At 34.4% G+C, this 20,836-nt stretch carries 29 protein-coding genes, 1 other RNA gene and 1 other annotated feature; of the genes, 27 read left to right on the top strand and 3 right to left on the bottom strand.

Annotation, left to right across the window (positions count from 1 at the left end; translation table 11 throughout):
• Positions 1 to 57: 57 nt before the first annotated feature.
• Together Q9R40_RS03640 and Q9R40_RS03645 are read right to left on the bottom strand one after the other, a co-directional pair.
• Complete coding sequence (locus Q9R40_RS03640; protein ID WP_304676392.1) at positions 58 to 1,305, bottom strand: MFS transporter; 1,248 nt, start codon at positions 1,303 to 1,305, stop codon at positions 58 to 60.
• A gap of 98 nt (positions 1,306 to 1,403) precedes the next feature.
• Positions 1,404 to 2,456, bottom strand: a complete 1,053-nt coding sequence (locus Q9R40_RS03645; RefSeq protein ID WP_270516510.1) for a polyprenyl synthetase family protein — start codon at positions 2,454 to 2,456, stop codon at positions 1,404 to 1,406.
• Positions 2,457 to 2,784: 328 nt separating this feature from the next.
• Here Q9R40_RS03645 and rpmG point away from each other — a divergent pair, with 328 nt between their 5' ends.
• The 11 genes from rpmG (at position 2,785) to Q9R40_RS03700 (ending at position 9,325) form a co-directional block, all read left to right on the top strand.
• Positions 2,785 to 2,934, top strand: a complete 150-nt coding sequence (gene rpmG, locus Q9R40_RS03650) for a 50S ribosomal protein L33 (protein ID WP_003647778.1) — start codon at positions 2,785 to 2,787, stop codon at positions 2,932 to 2,934.
• A gap of 7 nt (positions 2,935 to 2,941) precedes the next feature.
• Entirely contained in the window at positions 2,942 to 3,112 is a 171-nt protein-coding gene (gene secE / locus Q9R40_RS03655) for a preprotein translocase subunit SecE (RefSeq protein ID WP_004895754.1), read from the top strand.
• Positions 3,113 to 3,207: 95 nt separating this feature from the next.
• On the top strand, positions 3,208 to 3,759 hold the full coding sequence (nusG, locus tag Q9R40_RS03660; protein ID WP_004895753.1) for a transcription termination/antitermination protein NusG: 552 nt from the start codon (positions 3,208 to 3,210) through the stop codon (positions 3,757 to 3,759).
• A 131-nt stretch (positions 3,760 to 3,890) separates the two neighbouring features.
• On the top strand, positions 3,891 to 4,316 hold the full coding sequence (gene rplK, locus Q9R40_RS03665; RefSeq protein ID WP_004895752.1) for a 50S ribosomal protein L11: 426 nt from the start codon (positions 3,891 to 3,893) through the stop codon (positions 4,314 to 4,316).
• A gap of 97 nt (positions 4,317 to 4,413) precedes the next feature.
• A complete protein-coding gene (gene rplA, locus Q9R40_RS03670; protein ID WP_004895751.1) occupies positions 4,414 to 5,106 on the top strand; it encodes a 50S ribosomal protein L1 in 693 nt (230 codons plus the stop codon).
• Positions 5,107 to 5,238: 132 nt separating this feature from the next.
• Positions 5,239 to 5,883, top strand: coding sequence for an amino acid ABC transporter permease (locus Q9R40_RS03675; RefSeq protein ID WP_004896733.1), 645 nt, complete (start codon positions 5,239 to 5,241; stop codon positions 5,881 to 5,883).
• A complete protein-coding gene (locus Q9R40_RS03680) occupies positions 5,870 to 6,517 on the top strand; it encodes an amino acid ABC transporter ATP-binding protein (RefSeq protein ID WP_304676393.1) in 648 nt (215 codons plus the stop codon). Before Q9R40_RS03675 ends, Q9R40_RS03680 begins: the two co-directional genes overlap by 14 nt.
• Positions 6,517 to 7,305: an amino acid ABC transporter substrate-binding protein gene (locus Q9R40_RS03685; protein ID WP_304676439.1), complete on the top strand. Its 789-nt coding sequence runs from the start codon at positions 6,517 to 6,519 to the stop codon at positions 7,303 to 7,305. The genes Q9R40_RS03680 and Q9R40_RS03685 overlap by 1 nt, the downstream gene beginning before the upstream one ends.
• A 38-nt stretch (positions 7,306 to 7,343) precedes the next feature.
• Positions 7,344 to 7,467, top strand: a sequence feature (ribosomal protein L10 leader region).
• A 37-nt stretch (positions 7,468 to 7,504) separates the two neighbouring features.
• The gene (gene rplJ, locus Q9R40_RS03690) at positions 7,505 to 8,005 is read left to right on the top strand and encodes a 50S ribosomal protein L10 (protein ID WP_270516512.1); all 501 of its coding nucleotides are present in this window, start codon (positions 7,505 to 7,507) and stop codon (positions 8,003 to 8,005) included.
• A 43-nt stretch (positions 8,006 to 8,048) separates the two neighbouring features.
• Positions 8,049 to 8,411 carry a 50S ribosomal protein L7/L12 gene (rplL, locus tag Q9R40_RS03695; protein ID WP_003647769.1) on the top strand — a complete coding sequence of 121 codons (363 nt, stop codon included), beginning with the start codon at positions 8,049 to 8,051 and terminating at the stop codon, positions 8,409 to 8,411.
• A 77-nt stretch (positions 8,412 to 8,488) separates the two neighbouring features.
• Positions 8,489 to 9,325, top strand: a complete 837-nt coding sequence (locus Q9R40_RS03700; RefSeq protein ID WP_270516513.1) for an ion channel — start codon at positions 8,489 to 8,491, stop codon at positions 9,323 to 9,325.
• 31 nt (positions 9,326 to 9,356) lie between these two features.
• Here Q9R40_RS03700 and Q9R40_RS03705 read toward each other — a convergent pair whose 3' ends face one another.
• Positions 9,357 to 9,581 carry a hypothetical protein gene (locus Q9R40_RS03705; RefSeq protein WP_270516514.1) on the bottom strand — a complete coding sequence of 75 codons (225 nt, stop codon included), beginning with the start codon at positions 9,579 to 9,581 and terminating at the stop codon, positions 9,357 to 9,359.
• Positions 9,582 to 9,684: 103 nt separating this feature from the next.
• On the opposite strand from Q9R40_RS03705, the gene Q9R40_RS03710 reads away from it, so the two are divergent.
• The 16 genes from Q9R40_RS03710 to Q9R40_RS03785 all read left to right on the top strand — a co-directional run bounded on the left by Q9R40_RS03710 (position 9,685) and on the right by Q9R40_RS03785 (position 20,833).
• Positions 9,685 to 10,296, top strand: coding sequence for a class I SAM-dependent methyltransferase (locus tag Q9R40_RS03710; RefSeq protein ID WP_270516515.1), 612 nt, complete (start codon positions 9,685 to 9,687; stop codon positions 10,294 to 10,296).
• Positions 10,297 to 10,372: 76 nt separating this feature from the next.
• Positions 10,373 to 10,555, top strand: a complete 183-nt coding sequence (locus tag Q9R40_RS03715; RefSeq protein ID WP_014567132.1) for a hypothetical protein — start codon at positions 10,373 to 10,375, stop codon at positions 10,553 to 10,555.
• A 176-nt stretch (positions 10,556 to 10,731) separates the two neighbouring features.
• Entirely contained in the window at positions 10,732 to 11,574 is an 843-nt protein-coding gene (locus Q9R40_RS03720; RefSeq protein WP_304676394.1) for a transcriptional regulator, read from the top strand.
• A 264-nt stretch (positions 11,575 to 11,838) separates the two neighbouring features.
• A complete protein-coding gene (locus Q9R40_RS03725; RefSeq protein ID WP_304676440.1) occupies positions 11,839 to 12,108 on the top strand; it encodes a lactococcin 972 family bacteriocin in 270 nt (89 codons plus the stop codon).
• Positions 12,109 to 12,218: 110 nt separating this feature from the next.
• Complete coding sequence (locus tag Q9R40_RS03730; RefSeq protein WP_304676395.1) at positions 12,219 to 14,153, top strand: bacteriocin; 1,935 nt, start codon at positions 12,219 to 12,221, stop codon at positions 14,151 to 14,153.
• Between the two features lie 14 nt (positions 14,154 to 14,167).
• Positions 14,168 to 14,821, top strand: a complete 654-nt coding sequence (locus Q9R40_RS03735; protein ID WP_270516518.1) for a putative bacteriocin export ABC transporter — start codon at positions 14,168 to 14,170, stop codon at positions 14,819 to 14,821.
• 22 nt (positions 14,822 to 14,843) lie between these two features.
• Positions 14,844 to 15,170 (top strand): YxeA family protein, encoded by a 327-nt coding sequence (locus Q9R40_RS03740; RefSeq protein ID WP_304676396.1) that lies wholly within the window; start codon positions 14,844 to 14,846, stop codon positions 15,168 to 15,170.
• A 73-nt stretch (positions 15,171 to 15,243) separates the two neighbouring features.
• Positions 15,244 to 15,726 (top strand): tRNA adenosine(34) deaminase TadA, encoded by a 483-nt coding sequence (gene tadA, locus Q9R40_RS03745; RefSeq protein WP_004896738.1) that lies wholly within the window; start codon positions 15,244 to 15,246, stop codon positions 15,724 to 15,726.
• Positions 15,727 to 15,759: 33 nt separating this feature from the next.
• Positions 15,760 to 15,840: signal recognition particle sRNA small type (ffs, locus tag Q9R40_RS03750), an RNA gene on the top strand.
• 62 nt (positions 15,841 to 15,902) lie between these two features.
• The gene (gene dnaX / locus Q9R40_RS03755; protein WP_304676397.1) at positions 15,903 to 17,711 is read left to right on the top strand and encodes a DNA polymerase III subunit gamma/tau; all 1,809 of its coding nucleotides are present in this window, start codon (positions 15,903 to 15,905) and stop codon (positions 17,709 to 17,711) included.
• 13 nt (positions 17,712 to 17,724) lie between these two features.
• Positions 17,725 to 18,054 (top strand): YbaB/EbfC family nucleoid-associated protein, encoded by a 330-nt coding sequence (locus Q9R40_RS03760; RefSeq protein WP_023599254.1) that lies wholly within the window; start codon positions 17,725 to 17,727, stop codon positions 18,052 to 18,054.
• A 1-nt stretch (position 18,055) separates the two neighbouring features.
• Positions 18,056 to 18,655: a recombination mediator RecR gene (gene recR, locus Q9R40_RS03765; protein ID WP_061400187.1), complete on the top strand. Its 600-nt coding sequence runs from the start codon at positions 18,056 to 18,058 to the stop codon at positions 18,653 to 18,655.
• Entirely contained in the window at positions 18,652 to 18,888 is a 237-nt protein-coding gene (locus tag Q9R40_RS03770) for a YaaL family protein (protein ID WP_304676398.1), read from the top strand. Before recR ends, Q9R40_RS03770 begins: the two co-directional genes overlap by 4 nt.
• A gap of 106 nt (positions 18,889 to 18,994) precedes the next feature.
• Complete coding sequence (gene tmk, locus Q9R40_RS03775; RefSeq protein WP_304676399.1) at positions 18,995 to 19,636, top strand: dTMP kinase; 642 nt, start codon at positions 18,995 to 18,997, stop codon at positions 19,634 to 19,636.
• A gap of 13 nt (positions 19,637 to 19,649) precedes the next feature.
• Positions 19,650 to 19,976 (top strand): cyclic-di-AMP receptor, encoded by a 327-nt coding sequence (locus tag Q9R40_RS03780; RefSeq protein WP_004895733.1) that lies wholly within the window; start codon positions 19,650 to 19,652, stop codon positions 19,974 to 19,976.
• A complete protein-coding gene (locus Q9R40_RS03785) occupies positions 19,976 to 20,833 on the top strand; it encodes a DNA polymerase III subunit (RefSeq protein ID WP_304676400.1) in 858 nt (285 codons plus the stop codon). Before Q9R40_RS03780 ends, Q9R40_RS03785 begins: the two co-directional genes overlap by 1 nt.
• Positions 20,834 to 20,836: the final 3 nt, after the last annotated feature.

Here is a 20,836-nt window from a genome sequence, read left to right on the forward strand (position 1 = left end):
TCAATTATCCCGTCGGATAACTAATTCACTATTTAGCTTAGAATGTTTTATATGGATTTAGTCTAGATTTTCTTTTAATGATTGAGTTTCAGTTTGTCGTTTAAGTGTAAGGAACAAGGCAATAAAACTAAGCGCGAAAGCAGTTGCGTTGATTGCCCAGCCGAAGTTATAAGAACCAGTAGTATCAAATAAAAGACCATTTAAGTAAACAGATGCAGACATTGCGAATGCACCAGTCATATTAATTACTGAAAGAATTGTACTGTAGTCCTTAGCTCCGAATTCTTCCCGAATAAGGTAAGGAAGAGCGACTAAACACACACCTTGACCCAAACCTAAAATAAAGGCAGACGCAATAAGTGGAAGACTAGTCTTAAAGAAAATTTCGCCGCTCCAGCCTAACAAGCCAAATAGAGAATAAATAAATAAAGTAGCTCGAGTATTAAAGCGATCAAGCATAAAACCAATAGAAATCTTACCAGCTGCTGCTCCAAGCATTACTCCAGAAACTACGGAGGCACCAATTGTTAATGGAAGTCCTTGGCTGGTAATATGCCCTGAAATATGTTGCACAGATCCAGAAACAAATTGTAAGGCGAGCATTGCAAATGCTAAAGCATAAAAGACAGGAGTCTTAAGGGCTGCCTTAAGGGTAAGTCCGCTAGTTTCAAGAACTTTTTCTGGGATATTTTTCACTTTGCCGTATGCTTGGTGTTTTTGGTTAGGTTTTTCTCTTAAGAAGAATGCCGAAGGAACTAAAATTCCGAGAATTAGTAATCCTTCGCAGATGAAGCCACCTCTCCATCCAAAGTTGGTAATGATGTTACCAATAATTGGGTTAAAGATGGTACCACCAAAGGCTGAAACTCCAAGGGCAATTCCCATCACAGTTCCTAATTTTTCATTGAACCAATTTCCTAATAGGACAGGGATGGATAAAGTAATAGCAATTGGTTGGCAAATCCCAATGATAATCCAAGCAATATAAAAATGAGTCAAACTTTGTGCTACTGATAAGCTGAGCATGGAAACTCCAATTACAGCAAAACAGAAAGTTAAAAGCCAACGCAAGTTAAGCTTGGTCATAATTTTACCTGCAAACAGCAAGGTAATTGCGGCAGCAGCATTTTGCAAGGTTGTCATTAAGGCAACACTTGCTCGACCAACATGGAAGCTCTTACTAATTGGCTCAAAGAACAAACCAATAGTATTAACAATTAATCCAAATCCTACTAATGAAATTAAACAGGAGGCAATAAAAACCCACCAGGCAAAAAAATGCGAATTTTCTTTTGTCTTATTCACTTCTTTTCCTACTTTCTAGAATTATAATCACAGAAAAAGATTATAGCGAATTAGTAAAGAATAAGGAAAGAAAAGAGACGCTCTTAACATTCTCTTAATTAATAGCTTCTCTTTAATAAAATATTTGTCAGCTTTTCAAGTTGCTGGCGAGTTTGATTTTCTGGCCAATGCTTTTGTAAGTTGTGTAAAGCTTTATCCGTATATTTATCAGCTAACTTTTGTGCTTGCTTTACACCGCCAAGATCATTAACCATTTTTTCGATCTCTTGCAATTGTTCCTTAGTCAAATCTTGTCCTAATTTAACTAACTCATGTAAGCGGCCTGTAGAGTCGTTTTGTAAGGCGAAAATTAAGGGACCTGAGTAGATACCATCTTTAACATCTAATAAGACCGGCTTTTTAAAAGTAGAACTAGTAGTTGTATAGTCTAAAATGTCATCTCTTAGTTGAAAAGCTTGGCCCAAGTATTCACCAAATTTTTTAGCTTTTAGAGCCTTAGTTACTTTAAGGCCACTTTCATAAGCGCCAATAAAACAAGCTAGGCCAAATAAGACTCCAGTTTTACCCCTAATTTGATCTAAGTATTCCTTTTCAGAAATATTAATGTTATAGGCATTGTTATACTGTTCAGTTTCACCGACTAGGATATTTTGCATGGTTTTTCCATCTGCAATAACACTGTGCAGGCTTTGAGCATTTTCACTTAAAAGAGTGAGTGATAAAGCGAATAAATAGTCGCCAGCATAAACTGCGATATGTTTGCCATACTTAGTCTGAATTGAGGGTCTTCCATGGCGCATGCTCGATTCATCGATAATATCATCGTGAATTAAGGTAGCATTATGGAGAGTCTCAATTGAGGTTGCTATTTTTTGTAGTTCTTCGCGTTTTTGGTTAGCGTTTGGTCCAAAAGAGCCAAAGAGCATTACACAAGCAGGACGCAGCATTTTGCCAGGGAAAGCAAAGGTATCTTTTAGTGCTTCTCCTAGTAAGCCCGGAACAGTATTTACATGTTTTAAGATAATACGATTGATAGCAATCATATCTTTTTGAGTTTCTGGAAAATTGTCCCAAAAAGTGAAATTGCTCTTGTTATTGTTTCTTTTTTCGGGAAGTGAATTTTGTAGTGGATGAGTTGAATTTTCTGCCATGATAAATATTTAATTAAGAGGAGAAGGTGTCCTTTTAATTAATAAATCCTTCCAATCAGTTGAATATCAGCATAAGAGCAGTTAAAATTAAACAGAAATAAAGTTAATGAAGTAAAATTGTTATTTTTTATTTCATTTTCAATTTTGAAGATAGCTTTATTTTTAATTAAAAAAGATCTTATAAGTATAATTCTACACTATCTATTAATATTATTTAAAAGGAGATATAATTTTTTGATGAGTAAATTAGATTCTTCTTTACTTTATTGATAGGAATTGCTAAAATAACATTTTTTTGCTAAGATAAATGCAGTTTAGGGGTGGTTTTATGGCAGTAAAGAAAGCAGCTCTTGCATGTACTGTATGTGGTTCTCGCAATTATTCTATTGCAGCAAGCAAGAATAGAACACAAAGACTTGAACTTAAGAAGTTTTGCAAGCATTGCGGAAAGCAAACTTTGCATAAGGAAACGAGGTAGGTAAGCAATGTTTAAGTTTATTAAGAGTGTTAACCAAACTATGGCAAAAGTATCATGGCCTACATGGAAACAAAATAGACGTGATACCGGTGTTGTAATCATCAGCTCAATTTTGTTTGGGGCTTACCTTGGTTTGCTAGATTTATTATTTAGCTACTTAACGCAAATGTTCTTATAAAAACAGTATATGTGTTATAATTAAATCAGTTAAAAAGGCCTCCCTCGGAGGTTTTTTTATTTGCATAAAGGTATTATTTTAAGGAGTTTAGAAACATGGTTGAAACCAGCGAAAAGAAATGGTACGTTTTACACACTTATTCTGGCTACGAAGAAAAGGTTAAGAAAGATTTACTTTCTAGAGCCCAATCAATGGGTATGCAAAATTATATCTTTCGAGTAATTGTTCCTGAAGAACAAAAGACTGAAACTGTTCGTGGTAAGAAGCAAGAAGTCGATGAAAAGGTATTTCCAGGTTACGTTTTAGTAGAAATGGTAATGACTGATGAAAGTTGGTATGTTGTCAGAAATACGCCAAACGTTACTGGATTTGTTGGCAGTCACGGTGGTGGATCAAAGCCATCTCCTTTATACGATGACGAAATTGAAAGAATTCTTGCTTCTCAAGGCCAACCAGCTAAAGAACCTAAAGCTGACTATGAAGTTGGTGAAACAGTAACTATTATTGATGGTGCATTTAGTGGCATGAGTGGTAAGATTACTGAAATTAACCCAGAAAAAGATAAACTTTATGTTTCTATTGATATGTTCGGCAGAGAAACAAATGCTGAACTTGACTATAACCAAGTAAAAGAATTTGACCAATAATAAAAATTTAATTAGCTATTGTCAATTTAATAAATTGCTGGTAGTATATTAGAGTATCTTTATTATTGTGGGAGGAGAAGAAGGAAAATTCTCCACTATAACCGCATCACGGAATCAAGGAGGTATTGACCGTGGCAAAGAAAGTTATTAACGTAGTTAAACTGCAAATTCCTGCTGGTGCAGCAACTCCTGCACCTCCAGTTGGTCCTGCATTGGGTCAAGCTGGAATCAACATCGTTGGTTTCACTAAGGACTTCAACGCACGTACTGCTGATCAAAAGGGTATGATTATCCCTGTAGTTATTACTGTATATGAAGATCGTTCATTCGAATTCATTACTAAGACTCCACCAGCTGCTGTTCTTTTGAAGAAGGCTGCTAAAGTGGACAAGGGTTCTGGTGAACCTAACACTAAGAAGGTTGCTAAGGTAACTAAGGACCAAGTTAAGGAAATTGCCGAAACCAAGATGAAAGATCTAAACGCTGCAGATATTGAAGCTGCTATGCGCATGATTGAAGGTACTGCTAGAAGCATGGGCTTCACTGTCGAAGACTAGTGTTTTTAGGAACGTCGGATCGTTAATCAAAATTAACGAATCAAGGTGGGAGAGTGTGAGAAGACTCGTTTGACCACATTTTCAGGAGGATTTTTACATGGCAAAGCATGGAAAGAGATATTTAGAAGCAGCTAAAAAAGTTGATTCAACTAAATTTTATTCAGTAGATGAAGCTATGAAGTTAGCAAAAGAAACTTCATACGCAAACTTTGATGCAACTATTGAAGTTGCATATAACTTAAACGTTGATCCTAAGCAAGCAGATCAACAAATTAGAGGTGCATTGGTACTTCCAAACGGTACTGGTAAATCTAAGAAGGTTGTTGTTTTTGCTGAAGGTCCACAAGCTGACCAAGCTAAAGAAGCAGGTGCTGACGAAGTTGGTTCTGATGATTTAGTAGAAAAAGTTCAAAACGGTTACTTAGACTTTGACGTAGTTATTGCTACTCCAATGATGATGGCTAAGGTTGGTCGTTTAGGTCGTATCTTAGGACCTAAGGGATTAATGCCAAACCCTAAGACTGGTACTGTTACTATGGACGTTGCTAAGGCTGTTGAAAACCAAAAAGCAGGTCAAGTTGAATACCGTGTTGATAAGCAAGGTTTAATCCATGCACCAATCGGTAAGGCTTCATTTGACGCTGAAAAATTAGCACAAAACTTTGATGCATTACGTGACGTTATTCTTCGTGCACGTCCTGCATCAGCTAAGGGTCAATATGTTAAGAGTGTTGCCGTTTCTGCAACCTTTGGCCCTGGTATCCACTTGGATCCATTAAACTTAGACTAATTAATAGTTGTTTAATTAAACGAAAAGACTTCACAATTGTGAAGTCTTTTTTTGTACTAAGGTTGAAAGTGTAATGAGATTTTAGCTAAAATTAAACAATACGCTATTTTTAGAACAGGAGCTGAAGGAGAAATGCTAAATTATATTTTTAGTATTATGCCATCATTATTTTCCGGTGCTTGGTTAACTATTGAAATCTTTTTTTGGACGACTGTAGTTTCTATTCCGCTAGGTTTATTAGTTGCCTTTGGTTTACATTCAAAATTGAAATTAGTTAAAGCTATTTTGAAATTTTATGTATGGATTATTCGTGGTACACCTCTTTTACTACAATTAATTTTTATTTTTTATGGCTTACCAACTGTTGGAATTGTCTTTCCAAGATACGAAGCTGCGTTAGTCGCATTTATTATCAATTATGCTGCTTACTTTGCAGAAATCTTCCGTGGTGGACTGCAAGCAGTACCTGTCGGCCAATTTGAGGCAGCACAAGTGCTAGGCTTAAGTAGATGGCAAACAATTAATCGTATTGTTCGTCCACAAGTTGTTAAGATTGTTTTACCTTCGATTGGTAATGAGCTGATAAACTTAGTTAAGGACTCCAGTTTGGTCTATGTAATTGGTTTAGGAGACCTTTTACGTGCCGGAAATGTTGCGACTGCAAGAGACGTGTCTTTAGTTCCACTAGTATTAGTAGGGTGCGTATATTTGGCAATGACAGCAGTTTTAACAGCTTTATTGAGAGTGGTGGAGAAGAGAAGCAATGTCTGGAAATAAAGTTTTAGAGCTCAAGAATATAAGTAAAAGTTTTGGTGCGAGAAAAATTATTGATAAGTTAAATTTATCACTAGATCAGGGGGATATCTTAAGTATTATTGGCCCTTCAGGTGCAGGAAAAACTACGCTTCTTCGTTTGATTGCGGGGCTTGAAAGTGCCGATAGTGGAAAATTCCTCCATAATGGAAAAGAATTTGATCCTACAGATCGTAATAATCATTTGGTAGGGATGGTTTTTCAAGATTACAATCTTTTTCCAAACCTTTCTGTAATGGATAATATTACCCTTGCTCCAATTATGGTGAATAAGATGAGTAAAGCAGAGGCTGAAAAAGCAGCTGCACCTGTTTTAGATCAATTAGACTTAGACAAGTTTAAAACTTTATATCCATATCAATTATCAGGAGGACAAAAGCAGCGTGTAGCCATTGCCAGAGCCCTGCAAATGAAACCTGAAATCTTGTGTTATGATGAGCCTACGTCTGCCTTAGATCCCGAGTTAGTAGGAAAAGTAAAAGATATTTTCTTAAAGCTTAAACAAACAGGAATGACACAGGTGATTATTACTCATGATCACCAGTTTGGAAAAGCTGTTGCTGATAAAATCTTAAAAGTTGAGCCAATAGAAAAATGATGAAAAAAATAATACGATTTTTAAGCCTATTGATCATTGTGCTAGCTTCTGTTGGCCTGGCTGGATGTCAAAGACAGGAAAACTCATGGCAGACGATTAAATCACGTGGTACTTTAGTAATTGGTGTTGATGACAGCTTCGTACCAATGGATTTTCGCCAAAAGAATGGTAAGCTTGTTGGCTTTGATGTTGACTTAGCGAAGGCCGTTTGCAAGGAGATCGGTTTAAAACCTGATTTTCAGACAATTGATTGGTCAATGAAAGAAACAGAACTTCGCAATGGGACAATAGATGTTATCTGGAACGGATATACTAAGACGAAGGCTAGGGCAAAGAAAGTAGCATTTTCAAAACCATATCTTGAAAATGATCAGATCCTGGTTACACGTAAAAATGAAGGAATAAATAATTATCGACAAATGAGGGGGAAGATTCTTGGAGTTCAAACAGGATCTTCAGGAGGCGACGATTTGGATAATTATCCTAAAGTCTTAAAGAAACGTGTCAAAAGTACAGTTCTGTATGATACTTATAACAATGCCTTCATTGATTTAAAAGCTGGCAGAATTGATGGCTTATTAATTGATGGGGTATATGCAAATTATTATTTAGCTCATAGCAAGTATCAAAAAGAATTTAAAAAAGAAAAATTACTATATCCAAGTGAAAAATTTTCAGTAGGAATCAATAAAAAAGATAAAACTCTTAAAAACAAGATTAATCAAGCTCTTGACCACTTAGAGAAGACGGGAGAGCTAAAAAAGATTCGCGAAAAATGGTTTAATTAAAAAAAGCTATTGACGACTTATCTAATTTAAGGTAATATATTGTACAGTAAATTCTACCTAAGACTCGGGTGGCTAACGTGCCTTAATATCCCGCCGAGGCCAGAAAAACAAAGAGTTTTACAACTCCATGTCTTTTTGGCATGGAGTTTTTATTTCGGCTGATAGAATTTATCTTAAAGTAAATTTGGAGGTGAATTCGTTGAGTAAAGCAATCATTGCTAAAAAAGAAAAGCTTGTTGATGACTTTGCAGCAGAACTTAAGGAAGCTAAGGCTATCTTAGTAATTGACTACTTAGGTTTAACTGTTGAAGAAGTAACTAACTTACGTAAGGATCTTCGTGATGCTAACGTTAAGATGAAAGTTATCAAGAACACTTACTTAAAGCGTGCTGCTGAAAAGGCTGGTATTGAAGGTTTAGACGATACTTTTGTTGGTCCTACTGCTGTTGTTTACACTGCTGATGCAGAAGACATCACTGAACCAGCTCGTATTGTTTCTAAATACGAAGATGATATCGACGCATTATCAATTAAAGGTGGTATGCTCGAAGGTAAGGTTGCCAGCCAAGAAGAAATCAAGAAACTTGCAGCTATTCCAGGTCGCGAAGGTTTACTTTCAATGCTTGTATCTGTATTACAAGCTCCAGTTCGCAACTTTGCATACGCTGTTAAGGCTGTCGCTGATTCAAAAGACGAATAATATTAGTAAATTTACACATATCTAATTTCGGAGGAAACTTATAATGGCTTTAGATACTGAAAAGATTATTGAAGATTTAAAAGGTGCTTCAATCCTTGAATTAAACGACTTAGTAAAGGCTATTGAAGACGAATTTGGTGTTTCAGCTGCTGCTCCAGTTGCTGCTGCAGGTGCTGCAGGCGCAGGTGCAGAAAAGACTGAATTTGACGTTGAATTGACTGATGTTGGTCAAGAAAAAGTTAAGGTTATCAAGGTTGTTCGTGACATCACTGGTCTTGGCCTTAAGGATTCTAAGGACCTTGTTGATGGTGCTCCTAAGAACGTTAAAGAAGGCGTTTCTGAAGACGAAGCTAACGACATCAAAGCTAAGCTTGAAGAAGTTGGCGCAACTGTTACTGTTAAGTAATAACGTCTTAACTGAACATCCTACTGAAAATGAGGACTCTATTTTACGGAGTCCTCATTTTTGTTTACAATAAAGCTATGTTTAAGAAAAATTTTTATAAATGGTTTAAAGCTACTTTAGCTATTATTTCAATTATTCTGCTTGTGTTAGATTTTGCGGCAATAATTGATATTAATAGTAGGAATAGTAAGTGGTTTTGGCTAAATAACCTTATTTTAATTATTTTGGCAATAGATTACTTTTCTCGGCTCTATCTTGCAAAAAATAAGAAAATATTTTTTAGAAATAATATTTTTGAGCTGCTAGCAATTATTCCTGTTGGTCTTGCCTTTAGTTGGATGAAACTGGCTCAGTTGGGAGATATTGGTTTATATTTTAGGCTATTACGTTTAATCCGGTTGGCTGGTCTAGTAGGTATGCTAAAAGATATATTACATACTCATGGGATTTTATATGTAATCTACTTTAGTATTGCCTTTTTGATGTTAGGATCAGTTGCAATTTCGATTACTGAACATGTTTCATTAGACCAAGCATTTTGGTGGGCAGTAACTACTGCAAGTACTGTCGGTTATGGAGATATTTCTAAGCATACAATTTCGCCACAGTCCTTATTGGGAAAATTGGTAATTTTGGTGATGATCCTTATTGGAGTGGGAGTAATGGGAATAGTTACTAGTTCACTTACTGCCTACTTGATGAGAAGAAATGAGGGCAAAATCAGTATTAAAGATAAGAATGCAGACTTGACCTTAATTTTAGATAAATTAGACCGGCTAGAAGATCAAAATAAAATACTGGCCGAGCAAAATCAAAACTTACAAAAGCAAATCCAAGAATTAAAAGAAAATCGACCTCCTCGGGAGTGGGATAAACTTAAAGAATGGATTGAAAAGAAAAAAGATAAAAATTAAAGCGTAAATTCAAAAATGAATTTACGCTTTTTTACACTTTCAAATAAAAATGTAGAATAATCATGAATAGAAGATAACAACCAGCAATTATAATGATAACCCACCCAGCTGTTAACCAAAATCTTGCCCAAGTTTGTCTATTTGTTGAAAGAACGCGACCAAAAACTGCTTGGTTGCCTTTTATTCTAAAGCCTATCCATAAACAGATAATTCCAACAATAATTGCTAAAATAAATATAGGAATAGAAATCATCATTCTATCTCTTCCTTTCTGTAACATTCTAATTATAAGACTTTATAGAAAAAAACAAAGTAGAATTGATAAACTATAAGTAGAAATTAAAGAATCGAGAATAATTATGACAAAAAAGAATCAAATGTATTTTGCGGCTAATCCTGATGCCAAGCATGATGAACACCTAGTTGATTATCATATTGATGATATCGACTTGAAATTTACAACTGACGCAGGTGTTTTTTCAAAATTGAGAGTTGATTATGGCTCTGGCGTTTTAATAAAGGCAATGAAAAACGTTGATTTTCCAAAAGATGGCATCTTAGATGTTGGAACTGGCTATGGTCCAATGGGATTATTTGCGGCTAAGTTTTGGCCTGATCAAGAAGTCGATATGGTAGATGTAAATGAGCGTGCCTTGGACTTAGCCAAAAGAAATGCACAGTTTAATCGAATCGATAATGTAAATATTTATCAGTCAGACATTTATGAACAAGTGGATAAAAAATATGGGCTAATTATTACTAATCCACCAATTCGTGCTGGTAAAAAGGTAGTCGACCAAATTTTAACTGAAGCGAAAGATCATCTAGTAGAAAATGGCGTCTTGTTGGTAGTAATTCAGAAGAAACAAGGTGCACCTAGTGCCAAGAAATTAATGACAAAGATATACGGAAATTGTGAGATTTTAACTCGAGACAAAGGCTACTACATTTTAATGAGTACAAATAATTAAAAAAATAACAATAAAGGTTTATAATGAAAACGGATACAAAGTAGAGAAATAATACTTTGAAAGAAGTGAATTCATTATGAAACTGTTTATCAATATTATTTTAGTCTTGATTGTTTTAGCTGGTCTTGGTGGAATGATTTACTTATCGATTGATGGTGATCGTTTCTTAGGCGCAGCTGGGTTAGCGATGCTTTATTTCATTGGATCAATCGGCTATTTTGTTAACTGTTATACGATTAAAAAACGTGGTCGTATTTAGATAGAAAGGGTCAAAAGATCTTTTTTATTTTTACTTATTATCCTATACATGAATATGTTTTATGATGAATTTATTTATTGAAGCTGGTTAATTTAGCCAGCTTTTTTTAGTTATAAAGGGTATTATATTTACAAATACTAGTACTTATAAGCTCAAACATAGGAATAGATGATGATATGAAAATAAGAGAAGCTCTTCGAAAAGAAAGATTGGCTCAGCATAAAACACAAGCCGCTTGGATTAAAAATATACCTATGTCTGTTTCTCACTATTCAGAAATAGAAACAGGTTATGCTAAAAATGGAAAAGAAGCAGATATTGATAGTGAAAAATTAATTTTACTTCTTAAATCTAATCATGTAGATATAATAAAATTTTTTGAGTCAGTCAATGGCTCATACAAAATTGATGAACGTGCAAGGATGATAGAGAATATTTCTAATCAATTATCGGTTGCTTTTAACAATAATGATTTAGAAAAAGTCGAGAAAATTACTCATGAATTGGAAAATATGCCTGCTGTTCCAAAAATTACATATTATCGGGCTGTATTAATCAGGGCTTATTTAAAAGACGAAATGATTTCAATGGATAAAGCAACTCGAGCAAAAATTAATCAATATATTTATCAAAAAGATAATTGGGTTACAGATAACGAGGCATTAACAATTTTTGGTAACTCTATGCCTATTTCTGATCCAGACATTTTGATTGCTAGAATGGGAAAGGTATTACGCTACTATAAAAATTTAGAAAATTGTCCAGCTACTTTTCAGCGGAGAGTATCCACAGTTTGCGTTAATTATTTATACACGGCGCTTTGTATTAGAAAAATTGATAAATATGTGTCAGAAACAATGGCTCTTATTCGTACGTTGCCTTTTGATGACAGGTTTGGTTTAAAGATTCTTATTACGCAATATTTTGAAGATATGAAAAAAGGAGATAAAAAGTCTATGCAGCAATTAAAAGATGTTCTGAGACATGCAGGTCTAACGAAACTTGCAAATCGATTATAGAATGAAAGTTGATCTAAAAATAATTCGAAATATCGAAATTTAATTGTGAACTTGAATATTTATATATATTGTCTTAGATAAGAAATAGAGGAGGAATAAAGATGATTTTCGAAATCTTTGCACTTCTGATCACTATTTTAAAAAAATTAAACTTTTTATTGTAATTTATAAAGTATTATATTATTATTAACAAAAATAAAATAATTAAAGAATATATAAATGCTTTTTTAATTATTATTAAATAATATTAAGAAAGGTAGAATTATAACTGCTCTTGCAACGACTGGAGCAGCCTTAGCATTGACTATCACGCCAGCCTTGGCAGCAACAGTTTATGCGCAAGGAGGAACTTGGAATTATGGAGTAAGCAATACCTATGTATGGTCGTATTATTCACATAATGGTAGAACTCACAGTGCTTCCGTGAAAGGAAACTACTCGACTTCTAGCGGATGGACACGACCAGGAGTAACTGCAAGAGCTTCTGCTACGAAGGCATGGATGGGAAACCAATCATATTACAATGTGAAATAATTTATAAAGGGGAAAAATAATAACGCATTAAATGCGCTATTATTTTTGTATATGAGAAAATGTTTAGGATTGTTAAATTAGGAATCTTTGGAATTATAACTGCTCTTAGTTTGATTTTACTCGGTATGCTTACTCAGCAGTTGGATAAGGGAAATGTTCCTGGAAGTCCTACTGTTATTGAAGTAACTAATCAAAATGGAAAGTATTCTAAAAAAAGAGTATTTGATGAATTAAAGAAAAGTGCTACTCAAAATAACTATCAAATTAGTTTAGTAAGATTAAACACAGTAACTGGGAATACGTCGAAGTCATTTTATAATTTTAATGATAAATTAAATCAAAATATTACCTGTTTCAAAAATTCAGATATTTCAAAAATAAACGACCAGAAACTTAATTTAGAAGAAGTTAAAGGACGTTACTATACCAACGCTGATTCTCAATCACTTAAAGAATTGAGTAAAAAATTATCAAGCTTAGGATTGAGTTTTACAATTTATCATATTTCTTTACTCAGCCTTTTAAAAAATGAAAGTAACATAATTAGCTATTTACCTATATTTATAAGTCTTTTAGCTATTTTACTTATCATTATGTTGATTGAAAAAATTTATTCATTTAAAAAATACGCAGTTTTAAGGTTAAATGGATGGTCGTATCTACAAATAATAGTTAACGATCTAAAACGAATGCTTGTATCATTTAGTACTTTAATCGGCATATTTCTAGGACTGAGTATAGGCTATGCACTTTTAGTGATGAATAAAGATGGGATTATATTTTGGCTCAAATATAGTTCCTTATTGTTGATATTTATATTTGCGTTTTTCATCGTTTTGGATCTTATTTCCTATACTGTATTAGCATATATTAATCTTTATCCAGCTTTGAAGGGACAAACTTATACTAGACCTTTCGTTGCGACAGGATATATCTTTAAAATATCTTTGATAATTTTAACTACTATCAACGTCTTAAGCTTACACCATACGGTTGAGACTTTTAGAAATGATCAGACTATAATGCATGAATGGATTAAGCACAATAGTGGTTATGTTCTTCAATTTACTAATGTAGATGATAAAAATGTAACCGAAACAGATAAATTAGGGAGTTTAACTAGAGAAACAATGGATTTAATGCCGAATAATATTGTTTCAAGAAATTCACAAGAATTTCATCCTAATTTACAAGATGATACTCCAGAAAATGGAAATGTACTTTTTGTTAATAAAAACTACTTTAAATACAATGAAATCAAGAGTACTAATAATAAAAAAATCAGTTTTAAAGATATTAAAAATAAAAATTTTACAATCTTAATTCCTATAAATAGAGAGAATCAGAGACAGAGTTTTATCAAAAAATTTGATGAATTTATAAATTTCCAGGAAACTTTATCAGGTACAAAAAAGATGAAGGGAAGTTTAAAGATAGTTACTTATGCGAACAACCAATCTATTTTTAATTATACGATTGGAAAAGAAATTGCTGATTCAATTTCAAGAGATCCAATTATTGTAGTAATAAATAATTTGAATGCCTTATCGGATAATTTCTACTATTCTGCAGCAACTCAAGGGATGATTCAGTTTTTTGATTTAGACAAGTTGCAGCGAACTTTAAATAAAACTGGACTTTCTAAGTATATTGGTGGAATTACAGATGCTAAAACAAGATTGGCTAACTTTAGAATTGAGCTAGTTCAGCGTATTACAATTTTATCCTTAATAGTTATAATTTCTTTAATCCAATTAATTTTAGTTATTGCGTTTATCAGTTTATCCTTTATCCAAAAAAATCGCTCGAAATTAACAATTAATAAATTATTTGGTCAATCAAATATAAATTTGGTCTCTAGATTTATTTTATTTAATTTAAGTATAGATACAATTTTATTTTTATGTGTGTTCATAGTTCAAAAAGCGTCCTTTAGTTCTCTTTGGTATTTAATTATTTATTTAATTGCAGAGGGGTTAATTATTTTCTTTCTTTCAAATCGATCTGAAAAGAAACTACTTTTGACGTTAAATAAAGGAAATTAAAGGGGGGGATCAGTATGTTATCGGCTGTTCAGATTAGTAAAAAGTTTAAAGATAGAATTATTTTAAACGAGACTTCATGTGAATTTGAAAAAGGAAAGAGCTATGCAATTATTGGGCAGAGTGGTGCAGGAAAAACTACTTTTTTAAATATTCTTGGAGGACTAGAACAACCCGACTCTGGGAAGATCTGTATCTCTGGAAAAGAAGTAAGTGAAAAAAATATAGATAAATTACGAAGAGATATATTAGGATATATTTTTCAAAATTTTGGATTAATTGATAATGATTCTGTTAAGAGTAACTTATCAGTTGGGATAAAGCATAAAAAGATGCCGGAATCCCAAAAAATAAAATTAATGCATGAGGTTCTTGAGCAATTAGATTTGAAATATTTAGATTTAGAACGGAAAGTTTATACTTTAAGTGGAGGAGAGCAGCAGAGAATAGCCTTGGCGCGCATAATCTTGAAACAACCTCAAATAATTTTTGCAGATGAGCCAACAGGATCCTTAGATCCAGATAATGCTTCACTTATTTTAAAACATTTATTGGCAGATTTTAGTAAGCAGGCAATAATTTTAATAGCAACCCATGATCCGAAAGTATGGAATGCCTGTGATTACGTAGTTAAATTAAACAATCAGACTATTCAATTTGTTAAAAATTAAGCTTTAATGCAGGGGGTAAAATATGAAGAAATTTAAAATAGGAGTTATTTCACTTCTGACTGTACTGGTAATAGCAATTATTGGCGTTTTGACTGTTCATACGTCTACTACTGATCGTTTAAATCCATTGGTTAGTGAAACAGTTAGTTATGCTAAGGTTCCGAAAAACACTCAGAATTACAAACAAGTAACGATCATTAACCCAAAGGATGGTAAAACTAGAGCTTATAAAATAAAGCAAGTAGGTGGTTATGATCCAAATCAGGAATATGTTAAGATCCATCATAAGGGCCAATATGTAAAATCAATTTCATACATTACAAAAAATCAATTCTATAACCAACAATAAAAATTTTTAGCTAGCGGGTCGCTAGCTTTTTTCTTTTTGTTAGAATATAAGCAGAAATTAAAGAGGAAGATATATGTTAACTAAAGAGCAAAAAGAAAAATACATGCACCTAGCCTTTGAACAGGCAAAAAAAGCTGAAGAACAAGGTGAAGTGCCAATTGGTGCAGTTGTTGTGGATAAAGACGGCAATGTGATTGGTGAAGGGTATAATAGACGCGAGCTTGATGAAGATGCAACGCAGCATGCGGAAATGATTGCCATTAGACAAGCTTGTAAAAAATTAAATTCTTGGCGCCTAGTCGACTGTAGTTTGTTTATTACACTTGAACCCTGTCCAATGTGCAGCGGTGCTATCATTAATTCAAGATTAGCTGAAGTTTATTATGGTGCTTTTGATCCAAAAGCTGGAGCAGCAGGCAGTGTCATTGACTTATTTAAGGTAGAAAAATTTAATCACCATCCTAAAATTTATGGCGGTTTATTTAGGGATCAAGCAGCCCAAATGCTAAAAGATTTTTTCCGTGAAATTAGACGTAAACAAAAGCAAGATAAATAGTGGAAAAATAAATCAAAATACTGTATTATAGTTTGTGGGCAATGTCCGACCTCCAAATTGTGTCAGGACCGGAAGGTAGCAGCACTAAGGTTGCTTGGGCATGTGCCTTTTTTTGAGAATTTAAACAGCTCTTAGCTCGTTTGAGCTAGGAGTTTTTTTGATAAAGGAAGTGCAAAATGGCTTATCAAGCGCTATATCGTAAATGGCGTCCGCGAACTTTTGATGGAGTCGTAGGACAAACAGCGATTACTGATACATTAAAAAATGCAATCAAGCGTGGCAAGATATCACATGCTTTTCTATTCGCAGGACCACGTGGTACTGGTAAAACATCATGTGCTAAAATTTTTGCCAAGGCCTTAAATTGTACTAATCTGCAAGATGGAGAACCATGTAATGAATGTGAAAACTGTCTTGCGGCAGATCAAGGAACAATGAATGATATCATCGAAATCGATGCCGCATCTAACAATGGTGTTGATGAAATTCGAGATATCAGAGATAAAGTAAAATACGCCCCAACACAGGGAAAATATAAAGTCTACATCATCGATGAGGTTCATATGCTTTCGATGGGTGCCTTCAATGCCTTGCTTAAGACACTAGAAGAGCCGCCGGAGCATGTGGTCTTTATCTTAGCTACAACAGAACTTCAAAAAGTTCCAGCAACTATTATTTCTAGAACCCAGCGCTATAATTTCAAGCGGATTGATCAACATGATTTAATCGCTCGCATGACTTATATTCTTGGCCAAGAAAAAATTGACTTTGAAGAAAAGGCCCTTGAAGTAATTGCTCAAGTAGCTGATGGTGGAATGCGTGACAGTTTAAGTATCTTGGATCAGATTTTATCTTATGATCAAGATAAGGTTAAATATGAAGATGCTTTAAGAATAACTGGTTATGCGGCTCAAGAAAAAATTGAACAAGTATTATTAAATTTACTTAATGGTGAAACTTCAGCAGCTCTTGAAATAGTTCATGCACTTTTGCAGGATGGAGCATCTACTAAGAACATTTTAGACGAGTTAATCAGTCTAACTGTTAAAGGGATGCTAGCAATTAAGAGTAAGAAGGAAGAAACTTTTTTAACTGAGAATTATGTTTCTGAATTAGCTAAAATTCCAGAAGAAAAATTCTACTCACTCGTGCAAGCGGCTAATAGTGCCTTAAATGACTTGCGCTACACTAACCAGCAACAAATTCCGCTTGATGTATTTGTAGTTCAAGTAACCCAAGCGCCAGTAAAAGCTGATAATACACCTCAACAAGCTGAAGCAATTTCGTCAGATGTTGTTCAAACTCTAAAAAATCAAATTGACATTTTAAGTAAGCAAGTTGCGGAATTGAAAAATAGACCGGCACCTGCTAGAAGTACTACTTCAGACTTTTCTGGCACAATTAAAACTGAAACTAAGTCGCAAATTAGGCAGCGTAATGAACAAGAAAATAAGCCAGAACAAAAGCCGAAAAGAAGAAAGGCTAATTCTAATAACCAAGCGGCTCAAGAAAATAACCGCCGGCAAGTATATCATGTGCTTGAAAATGCCACTAAGGAAGACTTAAATACAGTAAAAGATATTTGGCCAGACTTACTGTCTACGCTAAAGGTATCTCAAAGAGCTGTAATGGAAGTTTTGGATCCTGTGGCTGCAAGTCATGAGCAAATTGTTTTAAAATGTAAGTATGAATTATGGTTCGAGCGAGCAAATCAAGATGGAGACTTAATTTCTCAACTTGAAACTGAAATTGCGAAGCTAACAAAGCATAATTATAGTATTGTTTTAGTTGCAGATTCTTCATGGTTGAAAGTACGGCATGATTTTGTGGCAAGTCATAAAGAAGAGTTACTTGCTAAAAAATTTCAAAAACTAGAAAAATCTGAACAAGAAGCAAATGGTAATCAGATAGATCCTCAAGCTAAAAAAGAAGTCATTGATAAGGCTAAAGAATTGTTTGGAGATCTAGCACAGATTAAAGATTAAGGAGAGAAAGAATATGGGTAAGAGACCTAATTTTGGTGGTATGGGCATGGGTAACATGCAAGGCTTGATCAAGCAAGCTAAGAAGATGCAACAACAAATGGAAGCTGAACAAGCAAACTTAGCTACTCAAGAATTTGTTGGTAAGTCTGCAGATGACATGGTAGTTGCTACTTTTAGCGGCGACCGTAAATTAAAAGACTTGAAGATTGATAAGGAAGCAATCGATCCCGACGATCCAGATATGCTTCAAGATCTTGTTATCGATGCTGTAAACAAGGGAATCAAGGCAGTCGATGATGCTACTCAAGCATCAATGGGCAAATACACTAAAGGTTTGATGTAAGATGCAATATCCATTACCAATTGCCCGTTTAATTGATAATTATATGAAGCTGCCTGGTATTGGTGAAAAAACAGCAACTCGCTTAGCCTTTTACACAATGGACATGCCAGAAGATGATGTGGAAGACTTTTCTAAGTCATTAATGCAGGTGAAAGAAAACCTTCATTCTTGTTCTATCTGTGGAAACATCACTGAAAGTGATCCATGTGAGATTTGTCGCGATCAAAATCGTGACCGCTCAACGATAATGGTAGTTGAGCAACCAAAAGATGTCATGGCTTTTGAGGAAATGGGCGAATATAATGGCTTGTACCATGTCTTACATGGAGTCTTGTCCCCAATGGATGGAGTAGGCCCAGAAGAAATTAACATTAAGAGCTTGATTACTAGACTTCAAAAACAAGATGAAGTTAAAGAAGTTATTCTTGCCCTAAACTCCAGCCCAGAAGGTGAAGCAACTGCTATGTATCTAGCTAAGCTGATTAAGCCAGCTGGCTTAAAGGTAACGCGTCTTGCTGCTGGTTTAGCCGTGGGTAGCGATATTGAATATGCGAACTCAATTACTTTGAAGCGCGCTGTTCAAGGGAGAACAGATCTATGATTGGAAAAAGGAACAAAGTTAAAAAAGCAGGTGACGAACGATTACTAAGAATTGTTGCTCACCTGCAAAGACAACTTGCTGAACAAAAAGTTTTCGATCAAACAACAATCGATTATTCATTTGATAATCGAGTTTTAAATAAAATTCTTCATGCAAAATTTATTTTTTTATACGAAGAAGCAAGAAGAAGAAACACTAAATCTAGTAGCTCATCAAGCGTTATTACTAGATAATGTAGTCCACTGCGGTGGACTTTTTTTGTGGAAAAATAAATAATCTTGAAAAAACAAGTCTGTCTTTCTTTTTTCTTTTACAGTACAATGCCAAGTGGGGGTAGACATGAGAGGATATTTAATTACATTTGAAGGCCCAGATGGGGCAGGAAAAACTACAGTTATTAACGAAATAATTAAGCAATTGCCGCAAACTTTACAAGAGCGAACTATTGTTACACGTGAGCCAGGGGGATCGAAAATTTCAGAAAATATCAGAACGATTATTTTAGATCCAGAAAATAAAGAAATGGACGATCGAACTGAGGCTTTGCTTTATGCAGCCCAAAGAAGTCAACATGTGAGTGAAGTAATTCGTCCAGCCTTAGCAGCTGGTAAAGTAGTTTTATCAGATAGATTTATTGATAGTTCTTTAGCTTACCAAGGTGTAGGTAGAAATCTAGGTGTTGAAGAAGTAAAGCAAATTAATAATTTTGGAACTAGCGGACTTGAACCTGACCTAACGATTTTCTTAGACCTAGATCCAGCTATTGGTTTGGCTAGAATTGAAAAAGAGCGGGCTGGTCAAGAAGATCGACTTGAACAAGAAAAAATTGACTTCCATAATAAGGTCTATGCTGGTTATCGTGAATTACTTGAACGCTATCCTGATCGAATTAAAAAAGTAGATGCTAATTTGCCGATCAAGGATGTTGCAGCTAATAGTGTTAAAATAATAAGAAAACAATTACCTGATATTTTTATGTAAGGATTTGGTAAGAATGAAACTTGTTTTAGCAATTGTACAGGATAAAGATGCAGATACCTTAGCAAAAGAATTTATTCAAAATGATGTTCGTGCAACTAAATTAGCTACCAGCGGTGGCTTTTTGAGAGCAGGGAATACAACTTTTATCGTGGGTATTGAAGATGACCGCGTAAATGAAGTATTAGAAATCATTAAAAAGAGCTCCCATACTAGAGAACAATATGTCTCGAATATGAACATGGATGCTGCAGGCACTTCCATGCTTGGAAAACCAGTTCAAGTTACTGTTGGCGGAGCGACTGTCTTTGTATTACCAGTTGAGGAATTTAAGCACTTTTAATGATTGATTTAAAAAATATTGGCCAAAAGCAGGCTGATCTTTTAAGGGATGCATATTTAAATAAAAAAGTTGCCCATAGTTACTTGTTTGTCGATCCCATGCAAAAGAAGGGAATAAATACAGCTTACTGGCTGGCCTGCCTTTTTAATTGCTTAGGAGAAGATAAGCCAGACGGAACTTGTAACAATTGTCAGAGAATCTTAGATGGAAATCATCCAGATGTCTTCTTAGTAAAACTAGAAGGTAAGCAGACTCTCTCAATTGATCAGATTCGTCCTTTAAAAGAAGAACTTGCTAAGAGCCCTGTTGAAGGAAATCGCCGCTTTTTTATAATTGAAAATGCGGAAAAATTAACTTTAGCTGCAAGCAACGCCTTGCTTAATTTATTAGAAGAACCAGTAGCACCAGTAGTTACGATTCTGATCACAAATAATGAAAATCAGATTTTACCAACGGTTAAATCCAGAACCCAGATTCTTAATTTTTCTGATGAAAAGATTGATAGTAAAAGAGCACGGCTACTTGAATATGGCTTAACAGATGAAGAAATTGATGATCTAGGCGATACAAGTAAGCTTGAAGAAGAGAGTAGATACTTGTTTCAAGAATTATTAGAACATAATGATTTAGCCTTGGTGCGTGTGAATCAGATCAGCAATCTTGCTACTAAGCCGGCAAGTCAAAAGTTTGTTTTTTATCAGCTTAAGACTTTGGCAATGAAGAGCTTAGAAGCTGGCAAAAAGTTAAGAGCAAGTGCATCTTTATTAGAGTTATTAATGACTTGCGATAAGATGCGAGCTAGTAATGTTAGTTTCCACAATACATTAGATTATTTAGTATTGAGTTTTGAACGGTAGGTG

It is taken from the genome of uncultured Lactobacillus sp., assembly GCF_948948975.1.
Taxonomy (GTDB): domain Bacteria; phylum Bacillota; class Bacilli; order Lactobacillales; family Lactobacillaceae; genus Lactobacillus.

Bases quoted from the DNA above. Each gene is read 5' to 3' on its own strand.
- Q9R40_RS03645 (WP_270516510.1), bottom strand. From the start codon at position 2,456: ATGGCAGAAAATTCAACTCATCCACTACAAAATTCACTTCCCGAAAAA.
- rpmG (WP_003647778.1), top strand. From the start codon at position 2,785: ATGGCAGTAAAGAAAGCAGCTCTTGCATGTACTGTATGTGGTTCTCGC.
- secE (WP_004895754.1), top strand. From the start codon at position 2,942: ATGTTTAAGTTTATTAAGAGTGTTAACCAAACTATGGCAAAAGTATCA.
- nusG (WP_004895753.1), top strand. From the start codon at position 3,208: ATGGTTGAAACCAGCGAAAAGAAATGGTACGTTTTACACACTTATTCT.
- rplA (WP_004895751.1), top strand. From the start codon at position 4,414: ATGGCAAAGCATGGAAAGAGATATTTAGAAGCAGCTAAAAAAGTTGAT.
- Q9R40_RS03675 (WP_004896733.1), top strand. From the start codon at position 5,239: ATGCTAAATTATATTTTTAGTATTATGCCATCATTATTTTCCGGTGCT.
- Q9R40_RS03680 (WP_304676393.1), top strand. From the start codon at position 5,870: ATGTCTGGAAATAAAGTTTTAGAGCTCAAGAATATAAGTAAAAGTTTT.
- Q9R40_RS03685 (WP_304676439.1), top strand. From the start codon at position 6,517: ATGAAAAAAATAATACGATTTTTAAGCCTATTGATCATTGTGCTAGCT.
- rplL (WP_003647769.1), top strand. From the start codon at position 8,049: ATGGCTTTAGATACTGAAAAGATTATTGAAGATTTAAAAGGTGCTTCA.
- Q9R40_RS03700 (WP_270516513.1), top strand. From the start codon at position 8,489: ATGTTTAAGAAAAATTTTTATAAATGGTTTAAAGCTACTTTAGCTATT.
- Q9R40_RS03705 (WP_270516514.1), bottom strand. From the start codon at position 9,581: ATGATGATTTCTATTCCTATATTTATTTTAGCAATTATTGTTGGAATT.
- Q9R40_RS03710 (WP_270516515.1), top strand. From the start codon at position 9,685: ATGACAAAAAAGAATCAAATGTATTTTGCGGCTAATCCTGATGCCAAG.
- Q9R40_RS03715 (WP_014567132.1), top strand. From the start codon at position 10,373: ATGAAACTGTTTATCAATATTATTTTAGTCTTGATTGTTTTAGCTGGT.
- Q9R40_RS03720 (WP_304676394.1), top strand. From the start codon at position 10,732: ATGAAAATAAGAGAAGCTCTTCGAAAAGAAAGATTGGCTCAGCATAAA.
- Q9R40_RS03735 (WP_270516518.1), top strand. From the start codon at position 14,168: ATGTTATCGGCTGTTCAGATTAGTAAAAAGTTTAAAGATAGAATTATT.
- Q9R40_RS03740 (WP_304676396.1), top strand. From the start codon at position 14,844: ATGAAGAAATTTAAAATAGGAGTTATTTCACTTCTGACTGTACTGGTA.
- tadA (WP_004896738.1), top strand. From the start codon at position 15,244: ATGTTAACTAAAGAGCAAAAAGAAAAATACATGCACCTAGCCTTTGAA.
- dnaX (WP_304676397.1), top strand. From the start codon at position 15,903: ATGGCTTATCAAGCGCTATATCGTAAATGGCGTCCGCGAACTTTTGAT.
- Q9R40_RS03760 (WP_023599254.1), top strand. From the start codon at position 17,725: ATGGGTAAGAGACCTAATTTTGGTGGTATGGGCATGGGTAACATGCAA.
- recR (WP_061400187.1), top strand. From the start codon at position 18,056: ATGCAATATCCATTACCAATTGCCCGTTTAATTGATAATTATATGAAG.
- Q9R40_RS03770 (WP_304676398.1), top strand. From the start codon at position 18,652: ATGATTGGAAAAAGGAACAAAGTTAAAAAAGCAGGTGACGAACGATTA.
- tmk (WP_304676399.1), top strand. From the start codon at position 18,995: ATGAGAGGATATTTAATTACATTTGAAGGCCCAGATGGGGCAGGAAAA.
- Q9R40_RS03780 (WP_004895733.1), top strand. From the start codon at position 19,650: ATGAAACTTGTTTTAGCAATTGTACAGGATAAAGATGCAGATACCTTA.
- Q9R40_RS03785 (WP_304676400.1), top strand. From the start codon at position 19,976: ATGATTGATTTAAAAAATATTGGCCAAAAGCAGGCTGATCTTTTAAGG.